Origin of the sequence: Vibrio anguillarum, from assembly GCF_003390515.1 — a bacterium.
Taxonomy (GTDB): Bacteria; Pseudomonadota; Gammaproteobacteria; order Enterobacterales; family Vibrionaceae; genus Vibrio; species Vibrio anguillarum.
Map to the genome: position 1 here is coordinate 894,096 of NZ_CP031479.1, position 22,142 is coordinate 916,237.

23 protein-coding genes are annotated in these 22,142 nt (G+C 44.5%); 18 read left to right on the top strand and 5 right to left on the bottom strand.

Features of this window, described 5'->3' with window-relative positions; translation table 11 throughout:
• Positions 1-109 precede the first annotated feature (109 nt).
• From DD616_RS08110 to DD616_RS08120, 3 genes are all read left to right on the top strand, one after another.
• Positions 110-853: a YggN family protein gene (locus tag DD616_RS08110; RefSeq protein ID WP_208872162.1), complete on the top strand. Its 744-nt coding sequence runs from the start codon at positions 110-112 to the stop codon at positions 851-853.
• 65 nt (positions 854-918) lie between these two features.
• Complete coding sequence (locus DD616_RS08115; protein WP_208872163.1) at positions 919-2,475, top strand: diguanylate cyclase; 1,557 nt, start codon at positions 919-921, stop codon at positions 2,473-2,475.
• 126 nt (positions 2,476-2,601) lie between these two features.
• On the top strand, positions 2,602-3,957 hold the full coding sequence (locus tag DD616_RS08120; protein WP_094147589.1) for a sodium-dependent transporter: 1,356 nt from the start codon (positions 2,602-2,604) through the stop codon (positions 3,955-3,957).
• A gap of 106 nt (positions 3,958-4,063) precedes the next feature.
• On the opposite strand, the gene DD616_RS08125 is transcribed toward DD616_RS08120, so the two are convergent.
• The 4 genes from DD616_RS08125 to DD616_RS08140 all read right to left on the bottom strand — a co-directional run bounded on the left by DD616_RS08125 (position 4,064) and on the right by DD616_RS08140 (position 8,234).
• Positions 4,064-5,161, bottom strand: coding sequence for a succinylglutamate desuccinylase/aspartoacylase family protein (locus DD616_RS08125; protein ID WP_088718002.1), 1,098 nt, complete (start codon positions 5,159-5,161; stop codon positions 4,064-4,066).
• The gene (rimK, locus tag DD616_RS08130) at positions 5,121-6,026 is read right to left on the bottom strand and encodes a 30S ribosomal protein S6--L-glutamate ligase (RefSeq protein WP_010320145.1); all 906 of its coding nucleotides are present in this window, start codon (positions 6,024-6,026) and stop codon (positions 5,121-5,123) included. Before rimK ends, DD616_RS08125 begins: the two co-directional genes overlap by 41 nt.
• Positions 6,026-6,466, bottom strand: a complete 441-nt coding sequence (locus tag DD616_RS08135) for an ATP-dependent zinc protease family protein (protein WP_094147590.1) — start codon at positions 6,464-6,466, stop codon at positions 6,026-6,028. The genes rimK and DD616_RS08135 overlap by 1 nt, the downstream gene beginning before the upstream one ends.
• Positions 6,467-6,761: 295 nt before the next feature.
• Positions 6,762-8,234, bottom strand: coding sequence for an aminoacyl-histidine dipeptidase (locus tag DD616_RS08140; protein WP_094147591.1), 1,473 nt, complete (start codon positions 8,232-8,234; stop codon positions 6,762-6,764).
• 469 nt (positions 8,235-8,703) lie between these two features.
• Here DD616_RS08140 and vcdP point away from each other — a divergent pair, with 469 nt between their 5' ends.
• From vcdP to pgpA, 15 genes are all read left to right on the top strand, one after another.
• On the top strand, positions 8,704-8,790 hold the full coding sequence (vcdP, locus tag DD616_RS17560) for a small protein VcdP (protein WP_481008213.1): 87 nt from the start codon (positions 8,704-8,706) through the stop codon (positions 8,788-8,790).
• Positions 8,791-9,120: 330 nt separating this feature from the next.
• Complete coding sequence (locus DD616_RS08145; RefSeq protein ID WP_019282317.1) at positions 9,121-10,416, top strand: NCS2 family permease; 1,296 nt, start codon at positions 9,121-9,123, stop codon at positions 10,414-10,416.
• Positions 10,417-10,455: 39 nt separating this feature from the next.
• On the top strand, positions 10,456-10,920 hold the full coding sequence (gene gpt / locus DD616_RS08150; protein ID WP_010320141.1) for a xanthine phosphoribosyltransferase: 465 nt from the start codon (positions 10,456-10,458) through the stop codon (positions 10,918-10,920).
• Positions 10,921-11,009: 89 nt separating this feature from the next.
• A complete protein-coding gene (gene frsA, locus DD616_RS08155; protein ID WP_019281101.1) occupies positions 11,010-12,257 on the top strand; it encodes an esterase FrsA in 1,248 nt (415 codons plus the stop codon).
• Positions 12,258-12,357: 100 nt separating this feature from the next.
• Entirely contained in the window at positions 12,358-12,747 is a 390-nt protein-coding gene (gene crl / locus DD616_RS08160) for a sigma factor-binding protein Crl (RefSeq protein ID WP_026027640.1), read from the top strand.
• A 122-nt stretch (positions 12,748-12,869) separates the two neighbouring features.
• Positions 12,870-14,009, top strand: coding sequence for a glutamate 5-kinase (gene proB, locus DD616_RS08165; RefSeq protein WP_038148735.1), 1,140 nt, complete (start codon positions 12,870-12,872; stop codon positions 14,007-14,009).
• 13 nt (positions 14,010-14,022) lie between these two features.
• Positions 14,023-15,273: a glutamate-5-semialdehyde dehydrogenase gene (locus DD616_RS08170; RefSeq protein ID WP_094147261.1), complete on the top strand. Its 1,251-nt coding sequence runs from the start codon at positions 14,023-14,025 to the stop codon at positions 15,271-15,273.
• A gap of 131 nt (positions 15,274-15,404) precedes the next feature.
• Complete coding sequence (gene nrdR / locus DD616_RS08175; RefSeq protein WP_010320136.1) at positions 15,405-15,854, top strand: transcriptional regulator NrdR; 450 nt, start codon at positions 15,405-15,407, stop codon at positions 15,852-15,854.
• Positions 15,855-15,860: 6 nt separating this feature from the next.
• Positions 15,861-16,958, top strand: a complete 1,098-nt coding sequence (gene ribD, locus DD616_RS08180; RefSeq protein WP_094124762.1) for a bifunctional diaminohydroxyphosphoribosylaminopyrimidine deaminase/5-amino-6-(5-phosphoribosylamino)uracil reductase RibD — start codon at positions 15,861-15,863, stop codon at positions 16,956-16,958.
• 1 nt (position 16,959) lies between these two features.
• Positions 16,960-17,616, top strand: a complete 657-nt coding sequence (locus tag DD616_RS08185) for a riboflavin synthase (protein WP_208872164.1) — start codon at positions 16,960-16,962, stop codon at positions 17,614-17,616.
• A gap of 88 nt (positions 17,617-17,704) precedes the next feature.
• Complete coding sequence (gene ribBA, locus DD616_RS08190) at positions 17,705-18,814, top strand: bifunctional 3,4-dihydroxy-2-butanone-4-phosphate synthase/GTP cyclohydrolase II (protein WP_013856195.1); 1,110 nt, start codon at positions 17,705-17,707, stop codon at positions 18,812-18,814.
• Between the two features lie 208 nt (positions 18,815-19,022).
• A complete protein-coding gene (gene ribH / locus DD616_RS08195; RefSeq protein WP_026027639.1) occupies positions 19,023-19,493 on the top strand; it encodes a 6,7-dimethyl-8-ribityllumazine synthase in 471 nt (156 codons plus the stop codon).
• Complete coding sequence (gene nusB / locus DD616_RS08200) at positions 19,493-19,960, top strand: transcription antitermination factor NusB (RefSeq protein WP_013856197.1); 468 nt, start codon at positions 19,493-19,495, stop codon at positions 19,958-19,960. Before ribH ends, nusB begins: the two co-directional genes overlap by 1 nt.
• Before the next feature lie 123 nt (positions 19,961-20,083).
• Positions 20,084-21,058: a thiamine-phosphate kinase gene (thiL, locus tag DD616_RS08205; protein WP_208872165.1), complete on the top strand. Its 975-nt coding sequence runs from the start codon at positions 20,084-20,086 to the stop codon at positions 21,056-21,058.
• Positions 21,055-21,558, top strand: coding sequence for a phosphatidylglycerophosphatase A (gene pgpA / locus DD616_RS08210; protein WP_047689286.1), 504 nt, complete (start codon positions 21,055-21,057; stop codon positions 21,556-21,558). The genes thiL and pgpA overlap by 4 nt, the downstream gene beginning before the upstream one ends.
• Before the next feature lie 144 nt (positions 21,559-21,702).
• Here pgpA and DD616_RS08215 read toward each other — a convergent pair whose 3' ends face one another.
• A complete protein-coding gene (locus tag DD616_RS08215; RefSeq protein WP_026027637.1) occupies positions 21,703-22,086 on the bottom strand; it encodes a DUF3461 family protein in 384 nt (127 codons plus the stop codon).
• Positions 22,087-22,142 lie beyond the last annotated feature (56 nt).

A 22,142-nucleotide genomic window follows, 5' to 3' on the forward strand; every position in this document is an offset into this window, starting at 1 on the left:
ATTGACGGTTTTTAGGTTGAAATCATTTATATTGCTAGCGAGAAATACTAACTCATCAAATATCCACACCTGATATGGTTAGTCATAAAACGATCGATGAGAGAAAACAATGAAAAAAGTAGTGTTAGTCACTTTAATGTTGTTGAGCTCCCCTTTGTGGGCAGCGCAGTGCCGAGTTGATGTGAACCATGAAGTTCACCTTGATGGTGATAAGGTTGAAATTCTTAAAACGAGCACCGACACTGTTTTGATAGATAAACAGAATAATCTCTATATCCGTGGTGAAAAGATGGAACTCGACAGTGAGCAGAAAACGGCCCTTGAGCAGTATAGAGAAAGCATGAATGCTTCATTGCCTAAAGTAAAACAGATGGCGAGTGATGGCTTAGCGTTGGCGAATGATATTTTGGATGATGTTGCGAAAAGTATTGAATCTCCCAACGCCTTCGATAGCGCCAAGCAATCCATAGCCGCTTTTTTTGCCAATATTGAATCTCGTTATTACAAAGATGGTGAGCTGGTTATCCCTGCGCAGACTTTTGAATCAATGACGCAAACTTGGGCCGATGATTTTGAAAAAGCGAAAGCTTTATTTAACAAAGAGTTTATATCCGGTGCCTTCGATGCCCTTTCACTGAAAATGAGAGAAGAGGGTGGCTTAAACATCACAAAATTGACCGATACAATGGCGGACTTAAAAGTTAAGTTAGCCGAGCGAATTCAAGAAAACGCCGCCACAATTCAAAAAGAGAGTCGTGATTTTTGTGAGTCTCTTAATGATATGGTTGAGCAGGAACAACAACTGCACCAAAAAATACCAGTATTAAAAGATTATCAAGTCTTTACCATCTAAACTTAAAGAGCACATTCGGTGCTCTTTATTTGTGTCTATGATGTTAGGTTAATTTACTGGTATGGATGTTGTTTAATAATTTTAGTTTGAGACGGTTAACAGCATTAGTTTCAATAGCCTTCGTTGTGCTGTTTATTTTGTGTTATCTGCTATTTAAGTTTATGTGGTCTTATGATCGCGCCGTTGAAGATGCTCTTTCCTTGCAACGAGGTGAGGTTAACCGAGTTCGAACTGTTCTTAATATGCAAAAAGCGGACATGGGGGCATCATTGGCTGATTATGCCGCATGGAATGAAATGGCCGATTTTATTGCTAAGCCTAATGATGATTTTATTCGCGACAGTATTGGTACTCACACCTTTGAATCCAAGTCATTAGACGGTATTTTTATTTTTAATCCAGATGTGCAATTAGTTTGGGGCCAGCGCTACGACTATGAGACTGGCCATGAAGCCAGTTATGATGCGATTCGATATAATTTTGGTGATATTTTAGCGGACGCGATGAAAGCACCAAAAGATTTCATCAAACCGAATCTCAGTTTTATCGTGATAGACGACAAACCTTTTATCGTTGCAACCTCTCGGGTTTGTAATAGTGACGCAAAGGAATGCGACAAAGGTTATTTACTTTTTTTAAAAAGGATCAGTGGACAGTTTATCAATGAGCTTGTGATTGCAACTGGGGTGAATGTGGAAGTGATGCTGATCAAAAGTCTTAATGATCAAACCGTTGCCGCGCCACATGAAGATAATATCTCTTACCTTGAAATGCTTGATTATCGCAATCGTCTTACTGTGTTGATTAAAGTAAGTCATACCGTTAAAGTCCCACCGTTTATTCAATGGCAGGAGCTGTCTGGGCTTGCTTCATTCTCTATCCTAATGTTTTTCTTGAACTTAGTTGTAGCGAATAAAGTAGTCAAGCCAATCAATGATGCCAATCAAGTGCTGGATCAATTTAAAGCATCGGGTGGAAAGATGCCTAGTGAGCGCTCCTTCATATCGAAGGAAATGAAAGAGTTTTCTCGTACGATGAACCAAATAGTATGGGAGCTGGAAACCAGTCGGCGTGAACTAAAATGGCAATCAGAGCACGATCCACTCACACGTATTGCGAACCGCCGTCGTTTAGAAAAGGTCTTTAAAAGCTATATTGTTGATTATCAATTTAGATATATCGTATTGTTTTTAATCGATATTGACTGTTTTAAATTGTTCAATGATCACTACGGCCACTTAGAGGGTGATGAAGCATTGAAATCTGTTGCGACTAGCTTAAAAAAATTGGATTTTGGCGGTGAAAAACTGGTTGCTCGCTTTGGTGGAGAAGAGTTTTGTGTAGTTTTGGCGAGCGACATCGAAATTGATGGTCAAGCTTATGCTAAACGACTGATCGAATCGGTTGAATCACTGCGCATTACCCACCAATTTTCCCCGGCTAAGAAGACGCTTTCAATTAGTGTTGGAGGGGTTGAAATTGATACCCCACAGTTGAATCACTATCTAGATTTCTTTCATGTGGCTGATAGAGCACTTTATGCAGTCAAAGCACAAGGAAGAGGTCGTTATCTCGTGCAAAAATTCACCTCTAATCTCCCGTTAACATTGCCTGTTCAATAATCTTTACGCAGTAAATTCTGTTTATTTTTGCAATGCTTGTTTAATAAATAAGCAGTGGAATTGCTCTATTTGATTGCCTGTATTACCGTACTAGCTAACTAGTCTATTGATATTTGTGTGAGTGGTATGACACAGTCTGATTCTCGTGAACATTTTGGTTCACGTCTTGGTTTTATTCTTGCGGCGGCGGGTGCGGCAGTTGGCCTAGGTAATATTTGGGGCTTTCCAACCCAAGCGGCAAGCAACGGCGGCGGCGCATTCTTATTGGTTTATTTGGTGATGATCATGGTCGTTGCCTTCCCTATGTTAGTGGTTGAAATGGCGATAGGCCGTTTTGGGCAAGCAAACCCTGTTGATAGCATGCGCTCATTAACGCCTCATCCACTAGGTAAAATGGTCGGTGGCTTTGTCGGTTGGATTGGTTTGAGTGTTCCGAGTGCGGTACTGGCGTTTTACAGCATCGTCGGTGGCTGGCTAATCTGCTTTTTACTCGGTGCGATGACAGAGTTATTGGGTTTTGTGGAAATCACAGCTTGGTTGAAAGGGTTTAGTGTTGAGCGTAACTTATTCGGAACCTTAGTGTTTTATATTTTGACGATTCTAATCGTGCAAGGTGGTGTTAAAGACGGGATTGAAAAATGGTCAACGCGTTTAATGCCTGCATTGTTTGTACTGTTTGGTGTGCTGTTTGTTTACATCATGATGCAAACTGGAGCGATGGAAGGTTTACAACACTATTTAGTCCCTGATTTTTCAAAGGTGTTTGACAGACATCTCTTATTGGCGGCAATGGGGCAAGGTTTCTTCTCATTAACCATTGGTGGCTGCTCGATGCTGATTTACGGATCTTATCTGAGTAAGCAAGAAAACCTGCCGAAGATGGCACTAAATGTGACTTTAGTTGATACCGCCGTGGCTTTCATTGCTGGCCTTGTTGTGTTGCCTGCGATGTTTGTTGCGATGCATAAAGGGGTGGAAATCTATGCCGCTGACGGTTCTTTACTAAATTCAGATACGCTCGTTTTTACTGTGTTGCCATTGATGTTTGATAGCCTTGGTTGGATGGGGCAGGTGTTTGCTATCGTATTTTTCACTTTACTGACGATCGCCGCGTTAACCTCTTCTATCTCTATGCTGGAATGCCCTGTAGCCTTAGTCAGCGAGCGTTTTAATACGAAACGCGCACCAACAAGTTGGGTATTAGGCGCGTTAATTGCGCTAGTCAGTGTCGTTATTGTTTATAACTTTGGTGCGCTATTTGGCTTAGTGGCAACGGTTGCGACGCAATATTTGCAGCCGACAGCAGCGCTGATGTTCTGCCTATTTGGCGGTTGGGTATGGCGTCGTCAGGCGAAGGTCAAAGAGTTAGAGCAAGGTTTCCCTGAGTTCCAATTGGGTTGGTTTGGTAAAATCTGGCCTTGGTACGTGAAATTTGTCTGCCCTGTATTAGTGGCTACGGTGATTTGGGCTTCGTTCGGTTAATGAGTTACTTTCTTCATCCCACTCACGCTTAGACAGCATAAAGCCCTTTGAATAAGGGCTTTATTATTGAACTTTTGTGTCTCTATTGTTTAGAGTTATCGACTATTTAGACCATCGACGGTGGCATCAAGTGTCCCGTGGTTAGAGGTTCTAAATCGCTGTCTGCGACCTCTTCAATAAAATCGCCCACGACTTGCTCAACCATCTCATCGCTTTGCGAGAAGTAGGCGAGATGGAATACGGCATCTCCTTCATTAACAAGAGGCAGAGTTTGTTGGCCAATCACAATACCCCCCTTATTGGCTCTTAATTCGACTTCGACATGACCAAGCGGTGAGTTGATATAGGCAAGCACTTGTCCTTTCTCGACCTTGTCACCAAGCGTCACCACAGTGCGCAAGATGCCATCGCTTTCGGCTCTGAGCCAACTGGTTGATTTTGCGATGATCGATGTCGGTACGGCCTTGCGACTTTTGCGCATCATACCAATGGCTTGCATGGTGCGTTTCACACCGACAATACCCGCATTGATGGCAATAGGTTCAAATTTTAGCGCTTCACCTGCTTCATAAGTTAATACTGTGATGCCTGATTTCTCCGCTTCACTTCTGAGCGAGCCATTACGCAGTGGAGAGTCGATGATCACTGGGGTTGCAAATGCTTGGGCAATACGTAAGGTTTCAGGATTAGTGAGATCGGCGCGGATTTGTGGCAAATTCGTGCGATGAATAGCACCAGTATGCAGGTCAATGATGTAATCACAACGTAAAGCGACTTGGGAAAAAAAAGTATGTGCAATGCGAGAGGCGAGGGAGCCAGTTTCACTTCCAGGGAAGCAGCGATTGAGATCGCGTCGATCAGGAAGGTAGCGAGATTTATGAATAAAGCCAAAGGCATTGACGATGGGGACAACAATCAGTGTCCCTTTTAGTTTTTGCGGGTCGATGGAGTTGATCAGTTGACGGACTATTTCAACGCCGTTCAGTTCATCACCATGGATGGCGGCATTGACCATTAAGGTTGGGCCAGTGGATATTCCATTAATGATTTCGATAGGGATAGAGAGTGGCGAGTGTGTATAAAGCTTAGCCGCTTCTAGCTCCATTGCCTTGCGCGTTCCTGGGGGAACTGAATCCCCCAGGAAATGAAATGCTGTGTTTTTCCTAACCTTTGCCACGTGTTTTTGTCCCTTTCGTTGCCGCATTTTTTTCAATAAATTCGACAATCAACCCGGCGATATCTTTACCAGTAGCGGCTTCAATACCTTCAAGACCTGGCGATGAATTGACTTCCATCACTAATGGGCCACGTTCCGATCGCAAAAGATCCACCCCCGCAACATTGAGACCCATAATCTTCGCCGCATCGATAGCCGTCTTACGTTCTAGAGGGGTGATTTTTACCAAAGAGGCGGTTCCGCCGCGGTGTAGGTTAGAGCGAAACTCACCATCGGCACCTTGCCGTTTCATGGCTGCGATAACTTTGTCGCCAATAACGAAACAGCGAATATCGGCGCCACCAGCCTCTTTGATGTACTCTTGCACCATGATATTGGCTTTCAAGCCCATGAACGCTTCGATCACACTTTCTGCTGCTTTGCGTGTTTCCGCTAACACTACACCGATGCCTTGAGTTCCTTCAAGTAATTTAATTACTACCGGTGCTCCTCCGACCATGTCGAGTAAGTCTTTGACATCATCGGGTTTGCTGGCGAAACCAGTAATTGGCATACCAATGCCGCGACGAGACAATAGCTGCATTGAGCGAAGTTTATCTCTGGAACGGCTAATAGCCACAGATTCATTGACGGGATAAACCCCCATCATTTCAAATTGGCGTAATACCGCAGTACCGTAAAACGTAACGGATGCACCAATACGAGGAATGACTGCATCAAAACCCGCTAACTCTTCACCTTTAAAGTGAATTTCGGGTTTTTCAGAATTGATATTCATATAGCAACGCAGCCCATCAATCACTTTGACTTGGTGGCCACGGCTTTTACACGCTTCAATCAGACGCTTGGTTGAATACAACGAAGCATTACGTGACAGAATACCAATTTTCATTATTTGCTCTCCTCGAAAGCGATTAAAAACGATTTAGTTGGATTAACTAAAATTCGACGGTGCATTGCGGTGCGACCTAATAGCATACGAAAACCCATATTTTCGCGATTGGTTAACGTTATTTCAATGGGCCAAGTTTGGCCGCCCAAACTGACGTCTGATTGAATAACGTAACGTGACTCTTCATGGCCACCGGAATCACGGACGATTCGTTCATCAATGACTTTAGCTTCGCACACTGTGACCTTGTCATTATTGCGCTGCACAGGGTGGATCCAAAAGCGAACCCAAAGAGTCTCTTCCTTGATGAAGCTCTCTACCTTAAATGCGTGTAAGCACGACGTGCGGGCTCCGGTATCGACTTTGGCATTAATTTGATCAATACCTAACCCTGGAAGGCTGAGAGTTTCTCGCCATCCGACAATCATTTTTTCTTTCATCGCAGTTTCAATATTTTTGGAGAATGTAAGACGCCGCTAAGGAGTAGCCGCATCCCCGATACAACTTTTAAATGGTGTTATCGCTTGAAGAGAGTGTGGTGAATAACTCTAGGAACTTCAAGGGGGCGAACTCTAGCAGTCACAAAAAATGTGCGCTAATGAAATTAATTTGCCTTATCGATAAAATTAATTGATAGAAAAAGAGGTAAGGATTGATGCCGAATTCCGCTGCCAAAGCAAGATATTCATCAACTTGCTATTACACGCTGGTTGAAGAATTCGACATCAGAGTGGGTTAAACTTTCGCTGGAATATGCTCTAGTAGGGCAACCATTTGCTCCCAGAAAAGGTCGACTGTGTCGATCTTCACTTTCTCATCCGGTGAGTGAGGGAATTTAATGGTTGGGCCAAACGAAACCATATCCATTTCTGGGTAAGGTTTTTTGAAAAGACCACATTCTAGGCCAGCATGGATCACCATGATATTCGGTTTATGACCGTAAATACCTTGGTACATGTCTCTGAAAATAGCCATGATCTCTGAATCGGCATCTGGTTTCCAGCCCGGATAAGCACCAGTAAAGGCAATTTCCGCATTCGCTAGCTCAGCAACGGATTTGAGCATGCTTTCAACCTGTTGGCGACCTGAATCAATCAGAGAACGAATAAGGCATAACACAGTCACAGAGTTTTCTTGTGTAGTAATCACACCGACATTCAATGAGGTTTCAACCACGCCTTCAATTTCATCGCTCATCCGGATCACACCGTTTGGACACGCATTTAATGCGGCAATAAAACGTTGTTGATCAACAAGAGCGAAGACATTTTCCGCATTGTCTTGCGGGTTGTTGAAAGTGACAATTCCCGTTTCGACGCGTCCAAGCTCTTCTTTCACTAGCTGGGTATAGGAGCTAAATAGCTCATCCAGTTTTACCCCATTTTCGGCAGGAATGGCCACGGTGACAAACGCTTCTCGAGGAATGGCGTTACGTAGGCTACCACCGCGAAACTCGATCAAACGTAAATCAAGTTCTTGTGCGTGACTAGCAAGAAAGCGAGCCAGTAGCTTGTTAGCATTCCCACGGCCAGTATGGACGTCACACCCAGAGTGACCTCCTTTTAACCCTTTCAAAATCAATTGATGTGTTACGTAACCAGCAGGCATGGCTTGTCGTTGGATATTAAAAGTCATTGCGCCATCAATACCACCAGCACAGCCCATATATACTTCGCCCTCTTGTTCTGAATCAGTATTGAGCAGGATCTCTCCTTCTAACCAACCCGCTTCAAGGCCGAAAGCACCTGTCATACCCGCTTCTTCATCAATCGTCAGCAACACCTCAATAGGACCGTGCTTGAGCTCTTTTGACGCGAGAACAGCCAAACATGCTGCCATACCCATACCGTTATCGGCACCTAAAGTGGTTCCTTTGGCTGTTACCCATTCGCCATCGATATACGGTTGGATAGGATCCTTAGCAAAGTCGTGTTGCGTGTCTTCGTTTTTTTGCGGCACCATATCAATATGAGCTTGTAGAACCACACCTTTCTTATGTTCCATGCCAGCTGTCGCTGGTTTTTTTATGAAAACGTTGCCGGTTGGATCTCGGCGTACCGCTAAACCCTGCTCTGTCGCCCACTGGATGATGTGTTGGGCTAAGGCTTCTTCATGCTTAGACGGGTGAGGAATGGAACAGATTTTATCGAAAAATTGCCATACGGGTGCAGATGACAATTTACTGATTTCAGAATAGAACTCAGACACGGAATACTCCTTTTATTCGAGCTTGCCAGATCATGAACAGGCGAAATGTTTCTTTGGTAGCGATATCGACTAGATCTGAGCATGACTTGTAGTGGTGGACAGCATACCACTCTCGACAATCAGCGAGTAGCCTCACCGCTTGAGAATTGTTTTATTGGTGTCACATTAAATCGACTGTAGCGTATAGAAGAGATGACACAATCGGCGATGAGATTCTTCCCCTTACCGCCTAATAATCATTTTTTGCTGATATTTGTGTAATTTAATTACTTAAATCTGTTGATGTAGATCATTAAAATAAAATTATGTGATTTTTATCACGCTAAATATTGTAATTTAATTTCTTGGTGGTATATTTGTAACCAACTTCGAAAGCGAAGAAAAAATGCTCAAAGGATGAGTCCGTTTATCGCCTCCATGGAACCGAGAAATCAAATTTATGTTCAATTGATTTTATAAGGTGATAGTTATGAAAGGTTTACCATCTGCAATGTTCTGGACAAACAAGTCTGTTTACACTGGCAACTTTGCTTACCCAACAAGCTTTGGTTATTAAGACTTTAAGCATGTTATTTGAACTGTATGTTCACCCCCTAGATATTGGAATTTTTTTGTAGTCAGTTTGGCTAAAATGATTCGCCGCCACCTCAGATGAGGTGGCGTTTTTTTATCTCAATGTTCAGCACTTCCTTTACGGCTCAATGGCAATACGATATGGAAATCCGCTTTTTCTTTTTGAAGAAATGAAGCGCGACTAGGTTCATAAGCCATTAATAAAAGCATATTACAGCCTTAATTCTATCTGGAATTTGTGATCTGATCTCTCTATAATCCACAGCCAATCGATTACGCAACCGTTTACTTTTTACCCTTATAGGACTCGATCATGCTCGAAAGGCTATTTAAACTTAGTGAATATGGCACAAACGTGCGCACTGAGGTTATCGCAGGAATAACGACATTTCTCACGATGGCATACATTATCTTTGTTAACCCTGCGATCTTAGCGGATGCCGGCATGGACCGTGGTGCAGTATTTGTTGCTACGTGTCTTGCGGCGGCTATTGGCTGTTTCATCATGGGCTTTGTTGCCAACTACCCAATCGCACAGGCTCCGGGTATGGGGTTAAACGCATTTTTTACTTACGCCGTTGTGCTCGGCATGGGATATACATGGCAAGTTGCGCTGGCGGCGGTATTCGTTTCTGGTGTGCTGTTCATTTTTCTTAGTATCTTTAAAATCCGTGAGTGGATCATCGGTTCGATTCCGATGTCATTACGAACGGGGATTTCGGCCGGTATTGGACTTTTTCTTGCCTTTATTGCCCTGAAAAATGCAGGCATTGTGGTTGATAACCCTGCAACTTTGGTTTCTGTCGGCGCAATTACTTCTCTTCCTGCTGTACTCGGTGCGATAGGTTTCTTCCTGACGATTGCTTTGGTTCATCGTGGTTTAAAGGGTGCTGTAATGATCGCGATTCTTGCGGTTACTGGCCTTGGTTTAGTGTTTGGTGACGTTCAGTGGCATGGCATTATGTCGGCACCACCAAGTATTGCGCCAACTTTTTTGCAGCTTGATTTCTCCGCCATTTTTGAAGTGGGTATGATTTCAGTGGTATTTGCGTTTCTGTTTGTCGATCTATTTGACACGGCTGGCACCTTAGTTGGCGTGGCGCAAAAGGCAGATTTGATTGGCAAAGATGGTAAAATCCCACGTCTAAATAAAGCATTGCTTGCCGATTCTACCGCTACGTCAGTCGGTGCCCTGCTGGGTACATCAAACACAACCTCTTACATTGAAAGTGTGGCGGGTGTTGCTGCTGGCGGGCGCACAGGGCTGACTGCAGTCGTTGTTGGCATTTTGTTCTTACTTGCATTATTCTTCTCGCCATTAGCTGGAATGATCCCTGCGTACGCTACGTCTGGTGCATTATTTTACGTGGCAATTTTGATGCTTTCTGGTTTGGTCAGTATTGATTGGCGCGATTTAACAGAAGCGGCTCCTGTCGTCGTTACCTGTTTATTAATGCCGCTGACATTCTCTATCGCAGAAGGTATTTCTCTTGGTTTCATTGCTTATGCGGCTATCAAACTATTTAGTGGCAAAGGGCGCAGTGTATCGATGAGTGTGTGGGTGATGTCAGCCATCTTCATCTTTAAGTATATCGCCTCTGCAATGTAATGAACGACACAGATTATTTAAATAATTAGGTTTACAACAATGAGCAATAAATTCGTTATCACTTGGGACAACATGCAGACTTACTGTCGTCAATTGGCAGAAAAACAGATGCCTGCAGAGCAATGGAAAGGTATTTGGGCGGTGAGCCGCGGTGGTTTGGTTCCTGGTGCCATATTGGCGCGTGAATTAGGTATTCGCCATGTCGATACGATTTGCATTTCAAGTTACGATCATGATCATCAGCGTGACATGACAGTGATCAAAGCACCTGAAGGTGACGGCGAAGGTTTCTTAATTGTTGAAGATTTGGTCGATAGTGGTGATACCGCACGTAAGCTACGTGAAATGTATCCTAAAGCGAAATTGATTGCGGTGTGTGCGAAGCCTTCTGGCGTCAGCTTGTTAGATGATTACGTTGTGGATATTGCTCAAGATACGTGGATTGAGCAGCCATGGGATATGACGATTCAATACGCAGAACCGATTAACCGTAAACAAAAGTAATGTTTTTCTTTGCGTTTATTTGAAAATGGCCCTTTATCGGGCCATTTTTTTTATTACTATTAGAGCACCGCTCTCAATTGAATCGACTTATGTCTGAATCTAACAGCCAAAACCTTTCTGAAACCTTGTTCCAGAAATACAAGCAAGCCCAAGAAACCTCGGCATTGACCCGTTATATGCCAAGCAGCCAAGAAATTTTGGACCTAAAAAAACAGCAAGAAGGGTACGTTTGGTATCGAAATCTCAGGCGTTTACAGTGGATATGGCAAGGTGTTGATCCAGTAGAGCAAGAAGAAGTTCTCGCCCGCATTGCCTCTTCGAAACATTCGCGAACCGAAGCGGATTGGTTAGATACGGTTATGGGCTATCACAGTGGTAACTGGGCATACGAGTGGACTAAGCTGGGTATGCGTCACCAAAAGCGCGCTAATGACAAGCAAGACGAAGAGGCGGCCAATGAACTTTTTTCCGCGTCGCTCTGCTTTAGCATTGCTGGTTATCCGCATCTAAAAAATGATAATTTATCCTTGCAGGCACAGATACTGTCAAACAGCGCTTATAACGAAGCGGCCAAATTGACTCGTTATGTGATTAAGCAAGTTGAAGTACCCTATAAGAACAAAAAAATAGTCGCTAATTTGCATTTGCCCAATACCGATAGGCCTCATCCGGTCGTTTTGGTTAGCGCCGGTTTAGACAGTTTGCAGACGGATATGTGGCGTTTGTTTAGAGATTATCTCGCGCCTAGAGATATTGCGATGTTAACTATTGATATGCCCTCCGTAGGTCATAGCTCCCATTGGCCTTTAACTGAAGATTCTTCATGTCTGCATCAAGCCGTACTCAATGAACTGGAAAGCTTGCCTTGGGTTGATCATCGAAAAGTGGGGCTTGTTGGATTTCGATTTGGTGGTAACTCTATGATCAGGCTCTCTTTTCTAGAGCAAGATAAAATCAAGGCTTGTGTTTCATTAGGGGCACCTATCCACGATATTTTAGCTTCGCCAGAAAAATTGAAAAAAATGCCCAAAATGTATATTGATGTGCTGGCGTCTCGTTTAGGTAAAGACGTGGTGGATATTAATAGCCTTGCTGGGTTGATGCGAGCGTGGTCACTGAAAGTGCAAGGTTTTTTAACCAGTAGGCGAACTAAAGTTCCGATTTTGGCTTTAGGATTAGAAGGTGATCCCATTTCACCCTATTCGGATAATCAATTAGTTGCAATTTTTAGTGAATATGGCAAAGCGAAACAGATAAAAAGCAAAACAATTACACAAGGATATGAGCAATCCCTCGATTTAGCGATAAAGTGGTTAGAAGATGAGCTATTTAGGTGACTTTTCTACTAAATTAGTTAAGCATGATATTGGTATGCGGTAACAAGCATATGATTAATAAAAATAATGATCGTTCTTAACATTGAAATGGAGAGTCAATATGTCAGAAATGACCCACACCCCGACTCATTATCGCTTATTGTCTGCTTTAAAAGCTATTGGACCTTATTTACGAGAAGGCCAATGTCGTGAGGATCACTACTTATTTGATTGCCTTGCGTCTTGCGTTAATGACAAAAAATCCCCAGAAAAACGAGAGTTTTGGGGCTGGTGGCTGGAACTTACTAAGAAAGAATCAGGGTTTGAGGCTAAGTATCATACAGGACGTTACAACTTAGCTGGCGCGTGGGATGCCGACGCGATTCCTAAATCCGTATTTTCTGAAGTCAAACGTACCCAAGAAGAGTTTCATGCCAAACTGGTAGCGAGTCTCTATGAGCGCTTTGAATTGAGTGTTGAGATTGCACAAGATTCCGCTGAATTCGTCTGATTTTCGTTATCCCCTTACCCTCGTGATGAAAAAGGTGCTTTTTAGCACCTTTTCTACTTGTGAATTATTGCTTTGATTGCTAAAACATCAGCTCTTATGTGTTTTCCATTTCAGAAGAAATCATGACAACGAATCAACAAAGCGGAAAAGCGGTGCAACTTCAAACAATCGTTGTGAAGCTAGGAACCAGTGTATTAACCGGTGGTACTTTGGCGTTAGATAGAGCTCATATGGTTGAGCTTGTCCGTCAATGTGCTGAACTGAAAAAGCAAGGCCACTCAGTGGTGATTGTATCGTCGGGCGCAATTGCCGCTGGTCGAGAACACTTAGGTTACCCCGCACTCCCCAACGCAATGGCTAGCAAACAGTTGCTTGCTGCGGTTGGGCAGAGTCAACTGATTCAAGCATGGGAATCTCTTTTTGCCATCTATGGGATTAAAATAGGTCAAATGCTACTGACTCGTGCCGATCTAGAAGATCGTGAGCGTTTTTTGAATGCGCGAGATACCATTAATGCTTTGGTCGAGCACGATATTATTCCTGTGGTCAACGAAAATGATGCAGTGGCAACCAGTGAAATCAAAGTGGGTGACAACGACAATTTGTCAGCCTTGGTCGGTATCTTATGTGGTGCCGATAAACTATTGCTGCTGACTGACCAAAAAGGGCTATTCACCGCAGACCCGCGTAAAGATCCTAACGCTGAACTGATTAAAGAAGTCAAAACCATTGATGATACCTTGCGTAAAATCGCTGGGGGTAGTGGTACTACGCTTGGCACCGGAGGTATGGCAACTAAGCTTCAGGCCGCTGATATTGCTCGTCGTGCAGGGATTGAAGTCATTATCGCCGCAGGGCGTGCCAGCAACGTTATTTTTGATTCTTTAAGTGATGCGCCGCAAGGCACCCGTTTCTTGCCATGTACCGAAGCGTTAGAAAACCGCAAACGCTGGATTTTAGCGGGTCCTGCCGCTTCTGGTGACATTGTCATTGATGGCGGAGCCGTCAACGCTGTAGTCGCGAATGGCAGTAGCTTATTAGCGAAAGGGGTAGTGAATGTCAGTGGTACTTTTGCACGTGGTGAAGTGGCGCGAGTAACCGATAAACAAGGCGTATTAATTGCCCGTGGCATCGCCGCTTATTCCAGCCAAGACTTAGCCAAAATCGCGGGCAAACACAGCAAAGATATCGGAGGCATTTTAGGTTACGATTATGGCTCAGAAGTCATTCATCGCGATGATCTTGTTGTGATCCAAGAATAGTAAGGAAAAGAAAGTGGATTTAACCATAATGGGTAAAGCCGCCAAACAGGCCGCTTTCCAGCTCGCTACCGTTTCAACGACACAAAAAAACAATGCATTAGCGATCATTGCCGATGAACTGGAGGCGCAGAGCGTCGCGATTTTAAAAGCGAATGCTCAAGATATCGAACTGGCCCGCCAAGCCGGGTTGAACGATGCCATGCTTGATCGCCTATTGCTCAATGAATCACGCCTGCAAGCCATTGCTAATGACGTGCGTAATGTGATTAATCTCAATGACCCTGTCGGTAGTGAAATCGATAGCCGAGTGCTTGAAAACGGATTGTCATTGTCTCGCCGCCGAGTACCGTTAGGTGTGGTGGGCGTTATTTATGAAGCGCGTCCGAATGTAACCATTGATATTGCTGCATTGTGTTTAAAAACGGGTAACGCCAGTATTTTACGGGGAGGGAAAGAGACCTTTTTCTCCAATATGGCGCTAGTCAACGTTATTCAATCGGCGCTAGAAAAAGCGCAACTTCCAGCCGCTGCGGTGCAGTATATTGAGAAACCGGATCGCGAACTGGTTTCACAGCTGCTCAAGCTTGATGAATATGTTGATATGATCATTCCGCGCGGCGGCGCTAGCCTACATAAAATGTGCAAAGAAAACAGCACCATTCCGGTGATTATTGGTGGTTTTGGCATTAGCCATATTTTTGTTGATCAGTCTGCGGATCTAGATAAATCAGTCGAGGTGATTGAAAACGCAAAAATTCAGCGCCCTTCAGCGTGCAACGCACTGGATACTTTGCTGGTTCATCAAGCGATTTCGAGTGAATTTTTGGCAAAACTGGTGCTACGACTTAATGATCAAGTGACCTTCGTTGTAGAGCCAAAAGCCCAAGCCTGCATGAGTCATGCAAAACAGTTGAGAGAGGCCGTTGAGGGCGATTTTGACACCGAATGGCTAAGTTACACTTTGGGCGTCAAAGTGGTCGATGACGTGCAGCAAGCGATTGAACATATGCGTGAACACAATGCAAGCCATTCGGATGCGATCATGACAAATGACCTATTTAATGCAGAGCTGTTTATTAATTCAGCGGGCTCTGCTGCAGTGTATGTCAATGCTTCGACGCGTTTTACTGATGGAGCTCAATTTGGTTTAGGCGCTGAAGTGGCCGTTTCGACCCAAAAATTGCACGCTCGCGGGCCGATGGGCTTAGAAGAGTTGACCAGTTACAAGTGGGTTGGCAAAGCCAATTACTTATCACGTCGTTGAGTTCTTTTCGTTATGGATAACGCAAAGTGTGGTTGTTAACAAAATAGAGATTGAAAAGGGGCTGATGCCCCTTTTGCGTTCAACTTGCGTACTAATTCCGGTACACTGATGCTCATTGCTATGGAGGTGATATGCATTGTCCTTTTTGTTCAGAGAACGACACCAAAGTGATTGATTCTCGTCTTGTCGCTGATGGCCATCAAGTGCGCCGTCGCCGTCAATGTTTGGCATGTAATGAACGTTTTACCACGTTTGAATCGGCCGAGCTCTTGATGCCAAGAGTCATCAAATCAAATGGAAATCGTGAACCGTTTAACGAAGATAAAATGGTCGGTGGTATACAGCGAGCATTAGAAAAACGCCCCGTCAGCGCCGATGCGATTGAGCTTGCAATCAGTATGATTAAATCTCAGTTGCGAGCTACTGGTGAGCGAGAAGTCCCAAGTAAAATGATTGGTAACTTGGTGATGGAGCAGCTCAAAGTACTCGATAAAGTCGCTTACATCCGCTTTGCCTCCGTGTATCGCAGTTTTGAAGATATTCGTGAGTTTGGTGAAGAAATCGCGAAGCTGGAAGATTAATCGCTTATGTTTACTCCTTTTGATTATCAAATGATGTCGCGAGCCATTGAGCTTGCCAAAGGTGGCGTTTTTACCACTCAACCTAACCCCAATGTCGGCTGCGTGATCACTCAAGGAGAGCAGATTGTTGGTGAAGGTTTTCATGCGCGTGCTGGTGAGCCGCATGCCGAAGTGCACGCCTTACGCATGGCAAAAGAGCAAGCGCAAGGCGCTACCGCTTATGTCACTTTAGAGCCTTGCTCGCATCATGGCCGTACACCGCCTTGCGCTGAAGGCTTGATTAACGCCAAAGTGGCGAAAGTGATTTGCGCAATGCAAGATCCGAATCCTCAAGTCGCTGGGCGTGGTATTCAAATGCTGCATGACGCTGGGATTGAAGTCGAAGTCGGTTTGTTAGAAGCGGATGCCATCGCGCTCAATCCGGGTTTTATTAAACGCATGACAAGTGGGATGCCCTTTGTCCAATTGAAAATGGCCGCAAGTCTTGATGGACAAACGGCACTCAATAATGGTCAGAGTCAATGGATCACTTCAGCGGCCGCGCGGCGAGATGTGCAAAAATTTCGCGCCAAAGCGGGTGGGATTTTATCGACCAGCAAAACAGTGATTGAAGATGATGCTTCATTGACTGTGCGTTGGGATGAACTGCCTCCATCAGTGCAAGTGAACTACCCACAACATCAGTTACGCCAACCAGTGCGAGTCATTCTTGACAGGCAAAACCAACTCCATGATGGTCTAAAGCTGTATCAACATTCCGGTGAAGTATTGGTGCTTGGCACTGAACATACGTCATTGCTCAATAGCAACCAGACACAATTTGAGTTAGCGGATACCTTAGCTTATTTAGCTGAGCAGTCACAAATGAATCATCTCTGGGTAGAAGCTGGTGCCACACTGGCTCGTTCACTGATCCAAGCCCAATTGGTCGATGAGATCATTTTGTACTTAGCGCCTAAAATCATGGGTAGTGATGGTCGGGGGCTATTTGGTGCTTTGGGGCTATCTTCCATGGCGGATACGCTAGAGTTAATCATCAAAGATGTACGACAAGTTGGGCCGGATATTCGGATCATTGCCGTACCTAAAATAAAAGATAAATAGCATGTTTACAGGAATTATCGAGGCGGTAGGTACACTTGCCGCGATTACGCCCAAAGGTGAAGACATCAGCGTGACCGTGAAAGTCGGTCATCTTGATATGAGCGATGTCAAACTTGGTGACAGTATTGCCACAAATGGTGTCTGTTTGACCGTGGTAGATTATAACAGCACTCAATATACAGCGGATCTCTCACTAGAAACGCTCAACAAAACCGGGTTTGCTCACTATCAAGTTGGTGACAAGGTCAACCTAGAAAAAGCCATGTTGCCGACCACTCGTTTTGGTGGACACATTGTTTCTGGGCACGTTGACGGTGTTGGTGAAATCATTGAACGAAATCCTGTTGGTCGTTCGATAGAGTTTTGGGTAGCGATCCCACCGGCATTGAATAAATACGTGGCTGAAAAAGGCTCAATTACAGTAGATGGTATCAGCCTCACTGTGAATGATTTAAGAAAGAATGCCTTTAAGCTGACCATAGTGCCTCACACTTCTGCCGAAACGACCATTGATGCATTTCATGTTGGGCGTAAAGTGAATTTGGAAGTGGATGTGCTCGCGCGTTATATGGAGCGTTTGCTGCAAAACCAGAAAGATGAAGAGACACCAGAGTCAAAAATTAGCTTAGCATTTTTACAACAAAATGGTTTTGCGTAAACCGCGCATTGTCCCATGCCACCACGGTCGTGGATAAATCTAAGTCAGGGACTGTACGGAAAATAGTTCAGCGATAGGAAAATAGAGTATGCCAATAAGTACCCCGCAAGAGATCATTGAAGATATTCGCCTTGGGAAAATGGTCATCTTAATGGATGACGAAGATCGTGAGAACGAAGGTGACTTGATCATGGCCGCCGAGCACGTTACTCCTGAAGCGATTAATTTTATGGCTAAATTTGGTCGTGGCCTGATCTGCTTAACCATGACTAAAGCTCGTTGTCAGCGTTTAGGCTTGGCTCCTATGGTGCAGGATAATAATGCTCAATACACCACCAATTTTACCGTCTCGATTGAAGCGGCCGAAGGCGTAACCACCGGCATTTCAGCGGCCGATCGCGCCGTGACGGTACAAGCTGCGGTGGCGAAAGAGGCGAAAGCTTCAGACTTAGTGCAACCTGGGCACATTTTCCCACTGGCTGCGCAAGAGGGGGGCGTTTTAACTCGCGCTGGACACACGGAAGCCGGTTGTGATTTAGCGCGCCTTGCGGGATTAGAGCCCGCCTCTGTGATCGTCGAAATTTTAAATGATGATGGCACCATGGCGCGTCGCCCTGATCTTGAAGTGTTTGCCGAGCAACATGGTTTAAAACTCGGTACGATTGCTGATCTGATTGAATACCGTAACAATACTGAGACGACCATTGAGCGTGTTGCACAGTGCAAGTTGCCGACAGAATACGGTGAATTTGAACTGATCACTTACCGCGACGTGATTGATAATCAGATCCACTACGCATTGCAAAAAGGCACATTGGATGGTCAAGCGCCATTGGTGCGAGTTCATCTGCACGATACCTTTACCGATTTGCTGCGCAGTGATCGCAATGCTGAACGCAGTTGGACTTTAGATAAAGCGATGCAGCGTATCGGCCAAGAGGGCGGCGTATTGGTCATTTTAGGTAATGAAGAGTCGAGCGACTTATTGATCCATCGCGTTAAAATGTTTGAGCAACAAGACAAAGGCCAAGCGCCTACTTTAGCGAAAAAACAAGGTACTTCACGCCGTGTGGGGATTGGTTCACAAATTCTGGCGGATTTAGGTGTTCGTGATATGCGTTTACTCTCTTCAGCCAATAAAAAGTATCACGCTTTAGGCGGTTTCGGCTTGAATGTGACTGAGTATGTCTGCCAATAATGTCATCTCGTTTTAGCGCTTAAAACCTAAGGTCACATTTAAAAATACACCGTAATAAAACCAATAAAGGAAGCCCAACGCTTCCTTTATTATTTCGCTGATTAGCCGCTTGGTTTGCCGTCTAAGCCGAATTTCCATTAGATATTGCTCACAAAATTGTGCTAGAATCCGGCGATTCTCACTTGTGTATATAGTTAAAGGAAGGCTTATGAAAGTGATCGAGGGTGGTTTCCCCGCACCAAATGCAAAAATTGCTATCGTTATTTCTCGTTTCAACAGTTTTATTAACGAAAGCCTGCTTTCTGGTGCAATCGATACTTTAAAGCGTCACGGACAAGTTAGCGATGACAATATTACTGTTGTTCGCTGCCCTGGTGCTGTCGAATTACCTCTTACTGCTCAACGCGTAGCAAAAACGGGTAAATACGACGCTATCGTGTCTCTTGGCACTGTGATTCGTGGTGGTACGCCACACTTTGATTATGTGTGCAGTGAATGCAATAAAGGTTTGGCGCAAGTGTCTCTGGAATACAGCCTTCCAGTGGCATTTGGTGTTCTAACTGTTGATACCATCGATCAAGCCATTGAACGCGCGGGAACCAAGGCTGGTAACAAAGGTGCAGAAGCTGCACTAAGCGCGCTTGAGATGATTAACGTTCTTTCAGAAATCGATTCCTAATGGGGGCCAGTGTGAAACCAGCCGCACGTCGTAATGCACGTCAATTTGCGCTACAAGCAATTTATTCTTGGCAAATTACAAAAGAAAATGTTGCCACTATCGAAGAGCAATTCCTCTCGGGTGGTAAGTATGATGAAGAAGAGCATCATGCTGCTGAGCCAGCGTTAGCGGCTCCAGAAACCGACGTTGCATATTTCCGTGATCTACTCACGGGTGTAGTGCTAAGCCACACAGAGCTAGATAGCAAATTGCGTCCTTTCGTGTCTCGTCCAATGCAAGACTTAGACATGATGGAATTGGCGTTACTTCGTTTAGCCATGTACGAAATGACTCGTCGCGATGATGTGCCATATAAAGTGGTCATCAATGAGGCGATTGAGTTAGCAAAGGTATTTGCTGCTGAAGATAGCCATAAATTTGTGAATGGCGTGCTTGATAAAGCCGCCCCACATGTACGCAAAAAATAATAAGTCGTTTTAAAATAAAAGGTCAGCATTCGCTGACCTTTTTTATGACGGATCTTTCTCCGCGAAAGCCCTAAGCGATGAGAAATGATGTACATAATAAAAACTCAGGGCAGGGAATTTTTTATGTTCGGTGAATTCAATTTAATCGATACCTATTTCTCTAACCGTCAGTCACAACGTAAAGATGTCTCTCTTGCTCTAGGAGATGATTGTGCATTGGTCAAAGCACCAGAAAATGTTCGGATCGCCATCAGTACCGACACCTTAGTCGCAGGCACTCATTTTTTAACCGATGCGAATCCGGCTTGGGTGGCTCATAAAGCATTGTCATCTAACATCAGTGATTTGGCTGCGATGGGGGCAACGCCTGCTTGGGTATCGCTCGCACTCACTCTACCTAGTGTCGATGAAGCATGGCTAAAACCCTTTTGTGATGCTTTTTTCGAACTTGCGAATTACTACAATATTCAGCTAATTGGTGGGGATACAACCAAAGGACCACTGAGCATTACCTTGACAGTACAAGGTTTTGTGCCACAAGAATTGGCGCTGCTGCGCAGTGGAGCCAAAGTGGGAGATTGGGTTTATGTCACTGGCGAGCTTGGTGATAGCCAAGCAGGGCTCGATGTGATTCTTGACCCAAGCTTACGCAATAAACCTTTTGCCCAAGAGCTTGAAAAGCGTCACTATCTCTCAACGCCAAGAATTCTTGCTGGCCAAGCATTGCTTCATTTGGCTTCTTCTGCAATTGATATTTCCGATGGTTTAGTGTCTGATCTCAAACATATTTTGCATCGTTCAAATGTTGGGGTGAGTTTAGATGTCGGTGCGTTGCCTATCTCGCAAGAGCTGTTGCAGTTTGTGGGCGAGAGACAAATAGCACAGCAATATGCACTAACCAGCGGTGAAGAGTATGAGTTGTGTTTCACTGTTCCAGAGCATAACCGAGGTTCCATCGAAAGTGCGCTTGCTCATTGTGGTTGTAAGGTGAGTTGCATTGGCCAAATTCGCCCGCAGGGTATTTTCGAGCTCCAGCATCAAGGCAAAAAACTCAATTGGCAGTTAAGCGGCTATGATCATTTTAAGGTGAACGGATGACAAACCCTATCGCATTAATCTCATTAAAGAACCCTTGGCATCTTTTGGCCACGGGTTTTGGCAGTGGCCTATCGCCTATCGTGCCCGGCACAATGGGAACGCTTGCCTCAGTGCCTTTTTATTTGCTGTTAGTACAGCTACCTATCACTGTGTATTGTGCCGTGGTTGTGCTGGCTTGCTTGGTGGGCGTGAAAATTTGCCAAGTGACTTCTGACGACATGAAAGTGCATGACCACGGTTCGATTGTGTGGGATGAATTTGCCGGTTTTTGGATAACAATGCTAGTCGTGCCACTGTTTGAATTGCCCAGTTTAGATTGGAAATGGCTGGTGGCTGGATTCGTGCTGTTTCGCTTTTTCGATATGCTCAAACCGTGGCCGATCAGTTGGTTAGATAAACGAGTGCATGGTGGTTTGGGGATTATGCTCGATGATATCGTGGCAGGTGTTGTATCCGCGATTGCGCTGTATTGGGTCGGCTTTTGGGCGGGTTGGTTATAACATTGTCAGCGTTCAATATTGATTGACGGCTTAGACTTAGCAACAAAAAAGGTTCCTTTGGGAACCTTTTTTGTCAGTGAAGAGTTATCTGAAACAGGGTTATTCGATGCTCTGGGTATCTAAAGTTACTTTACTGTCTTGAGACTATTTTAGCTTCTCTAAGTCAGCTTCAATTTCAGCGATTTTGCTCGTGACCACTTTTTCCAAATGGCGCAAGTCAGTCAATATTTTTTGCTTCAGATCGAGATCACTCATAGGAACCGGCTTAGTGATTTTATTTAGTTCATCAATCACCAAGGTTAAATTACGGTTGATCTCCGTCACCTCTTTGTATTGATGGCTGCCGCTATCGACCAATACATTTTTTACTTGTCGAGGGTATTTAAATTTCACGCTTTTAGCGAACAGCTCGCCTTTCTGCTTATGAAAGTAAATCTTCAACACATCTTTATGGGCTTCTTGACGAAGTGAATAGCGCTCAATCTGTTTAGGATCTTGAATGCCTAAACCGGTGAGGTAGGGATACATAGGCAACCTCTATTGTATTTTGTGACACATCAATGAACCATTTCAATGTAGCAGTC

Coding starts and splice junctions, on each gene's coding strand:
- pgpA (WP_047689286.1), top strand. CDS start 21,055: ATGACAAACCCTATCGCATTAATCTCATTAAAGAACCCTTGGCATCTT.
- rimK (WP_010320145.1), bottom strand. CDS start 6,026: ATGAAAATTGGTATTCTGTCACGTAATGCTTCGTTGTATTCAACCAAG.
- DD616_RS08215 (WP_026027637.1), bottom strand. CDS start 22,086: ATGTATCCCTACCTCACCGGTTTAGGCATTCAAGATCCTAAACAGATT.
- ribBA (WP_013856195.1), top strand. CDS start 17,705: ATGCCAATAAGTACCCCGCAAGAGATCATTGAAGATATTCGCCTTGGG.
- vcdP (WP_481008213.1), top strand. CDS start 8,704: ATGAAAGGTTTACCATCTGCAATGTTCTGGACAAACAAGTCTGTTTAC.
- DD616_RS08135 (WP_094147590.1), bottom strand. CDS start 6,466: ATGAAAGAAAAAATGATTGTCGGATGGCGAGAAACTCTCAGCCTTCCA.
- DD616_RS08110 (WP_208872162.1), top strand. CDS start 110: ATGAAAAAAGTAGTGTTAGTCACTTTAATGTTGTTGAGCTCCCCTTTG.
- crl (WP_026027640.1), top strand. CDS start 12,358: ATGTCAGAAATGACCCACACCCCGACTCATTATCGCTTATTGTCTGCT.
- nusB (WP_013856197.1), top strand. CDS start 19,493: ATGGGGGCCAGTGTGAAACCAGCCGCACGTCGTAATGCACGTCAATTT.
- nrdR (WP_010320136.1), top strand. CDS start 15,405: ATGCATTGTCCTTTTTGTTCAGAGAACGACACCAAAGTGATTGATTCT.
- thiL (WP_208872165.1), top strand. CDS start 20,084: ATGTTCGGTGAATTCAATTTAATCGATACCTATTTCTCTAACCGTCAG.
- DD616_RS08115 (WP_208872163.1), top strand. CDS start 919: ATGTTGTTTAATAATTTTAGTTTGAGACGGTTAACAGCATTAGTTTCA.
- DD616_RS08120 (WP_094147589.1), top strand. CDS start 2,602: ATGACACAGTCTGATTCTCGTGAACATTTTGGTTCACGTCTTGGTTTT.
- gpt (WP_010320141.1), top strand. CDS start 10,456: ATGAGCAATAAATTCGTTATCACTTGGGACAACATGCAGACTTACTGT.
- DD616_RS08125 (WP_088718002.1), bottom strand. CDS start 5,161: ATGCGGCAACGAAAGGGACAAAAACACGTGGCAAAGGTTAGGAAAAAC.
- ribD (WP_094124762.1), top strand. CDS start 15,861: ATGTTTACTCCTTTTGATTATCAAATGATGTCGCGAGCCATTGAGCTT.
- DD616_RS08145 (WP_019282317.1), top strand. CDS start 9,121: ATGCTCGAAAGGCTATTTAAACTTAGTGAATATGGCACAAACGTGCGC.
- DD616_RS08185 (WP_208872164.1), top strand. CDS start 16,960: ATGTTTACAGGAATTATCGAGGCGGTAGGTACACTTGCCGCGATTACG.
- proB (WP_038148735.1), top strand. CDS start 12,870: ATGACAACGAATCAACAAAGCGGAAAAGCGGTGCAACTTCAAACAATC.
- frsA (WP_019281101.1), top strand. CDS start 11,010: ATGTCTGAATCTAACAGCCAAAACCTTTCTGAAACCTTGTTCCAGAAA.
- ribH (WP_026027639.1), top strand. CDS start 19,023: ATGAAAGTGATCGAGGGTGGTTTCCCCGCACCAAATGCAAAAATTGCT.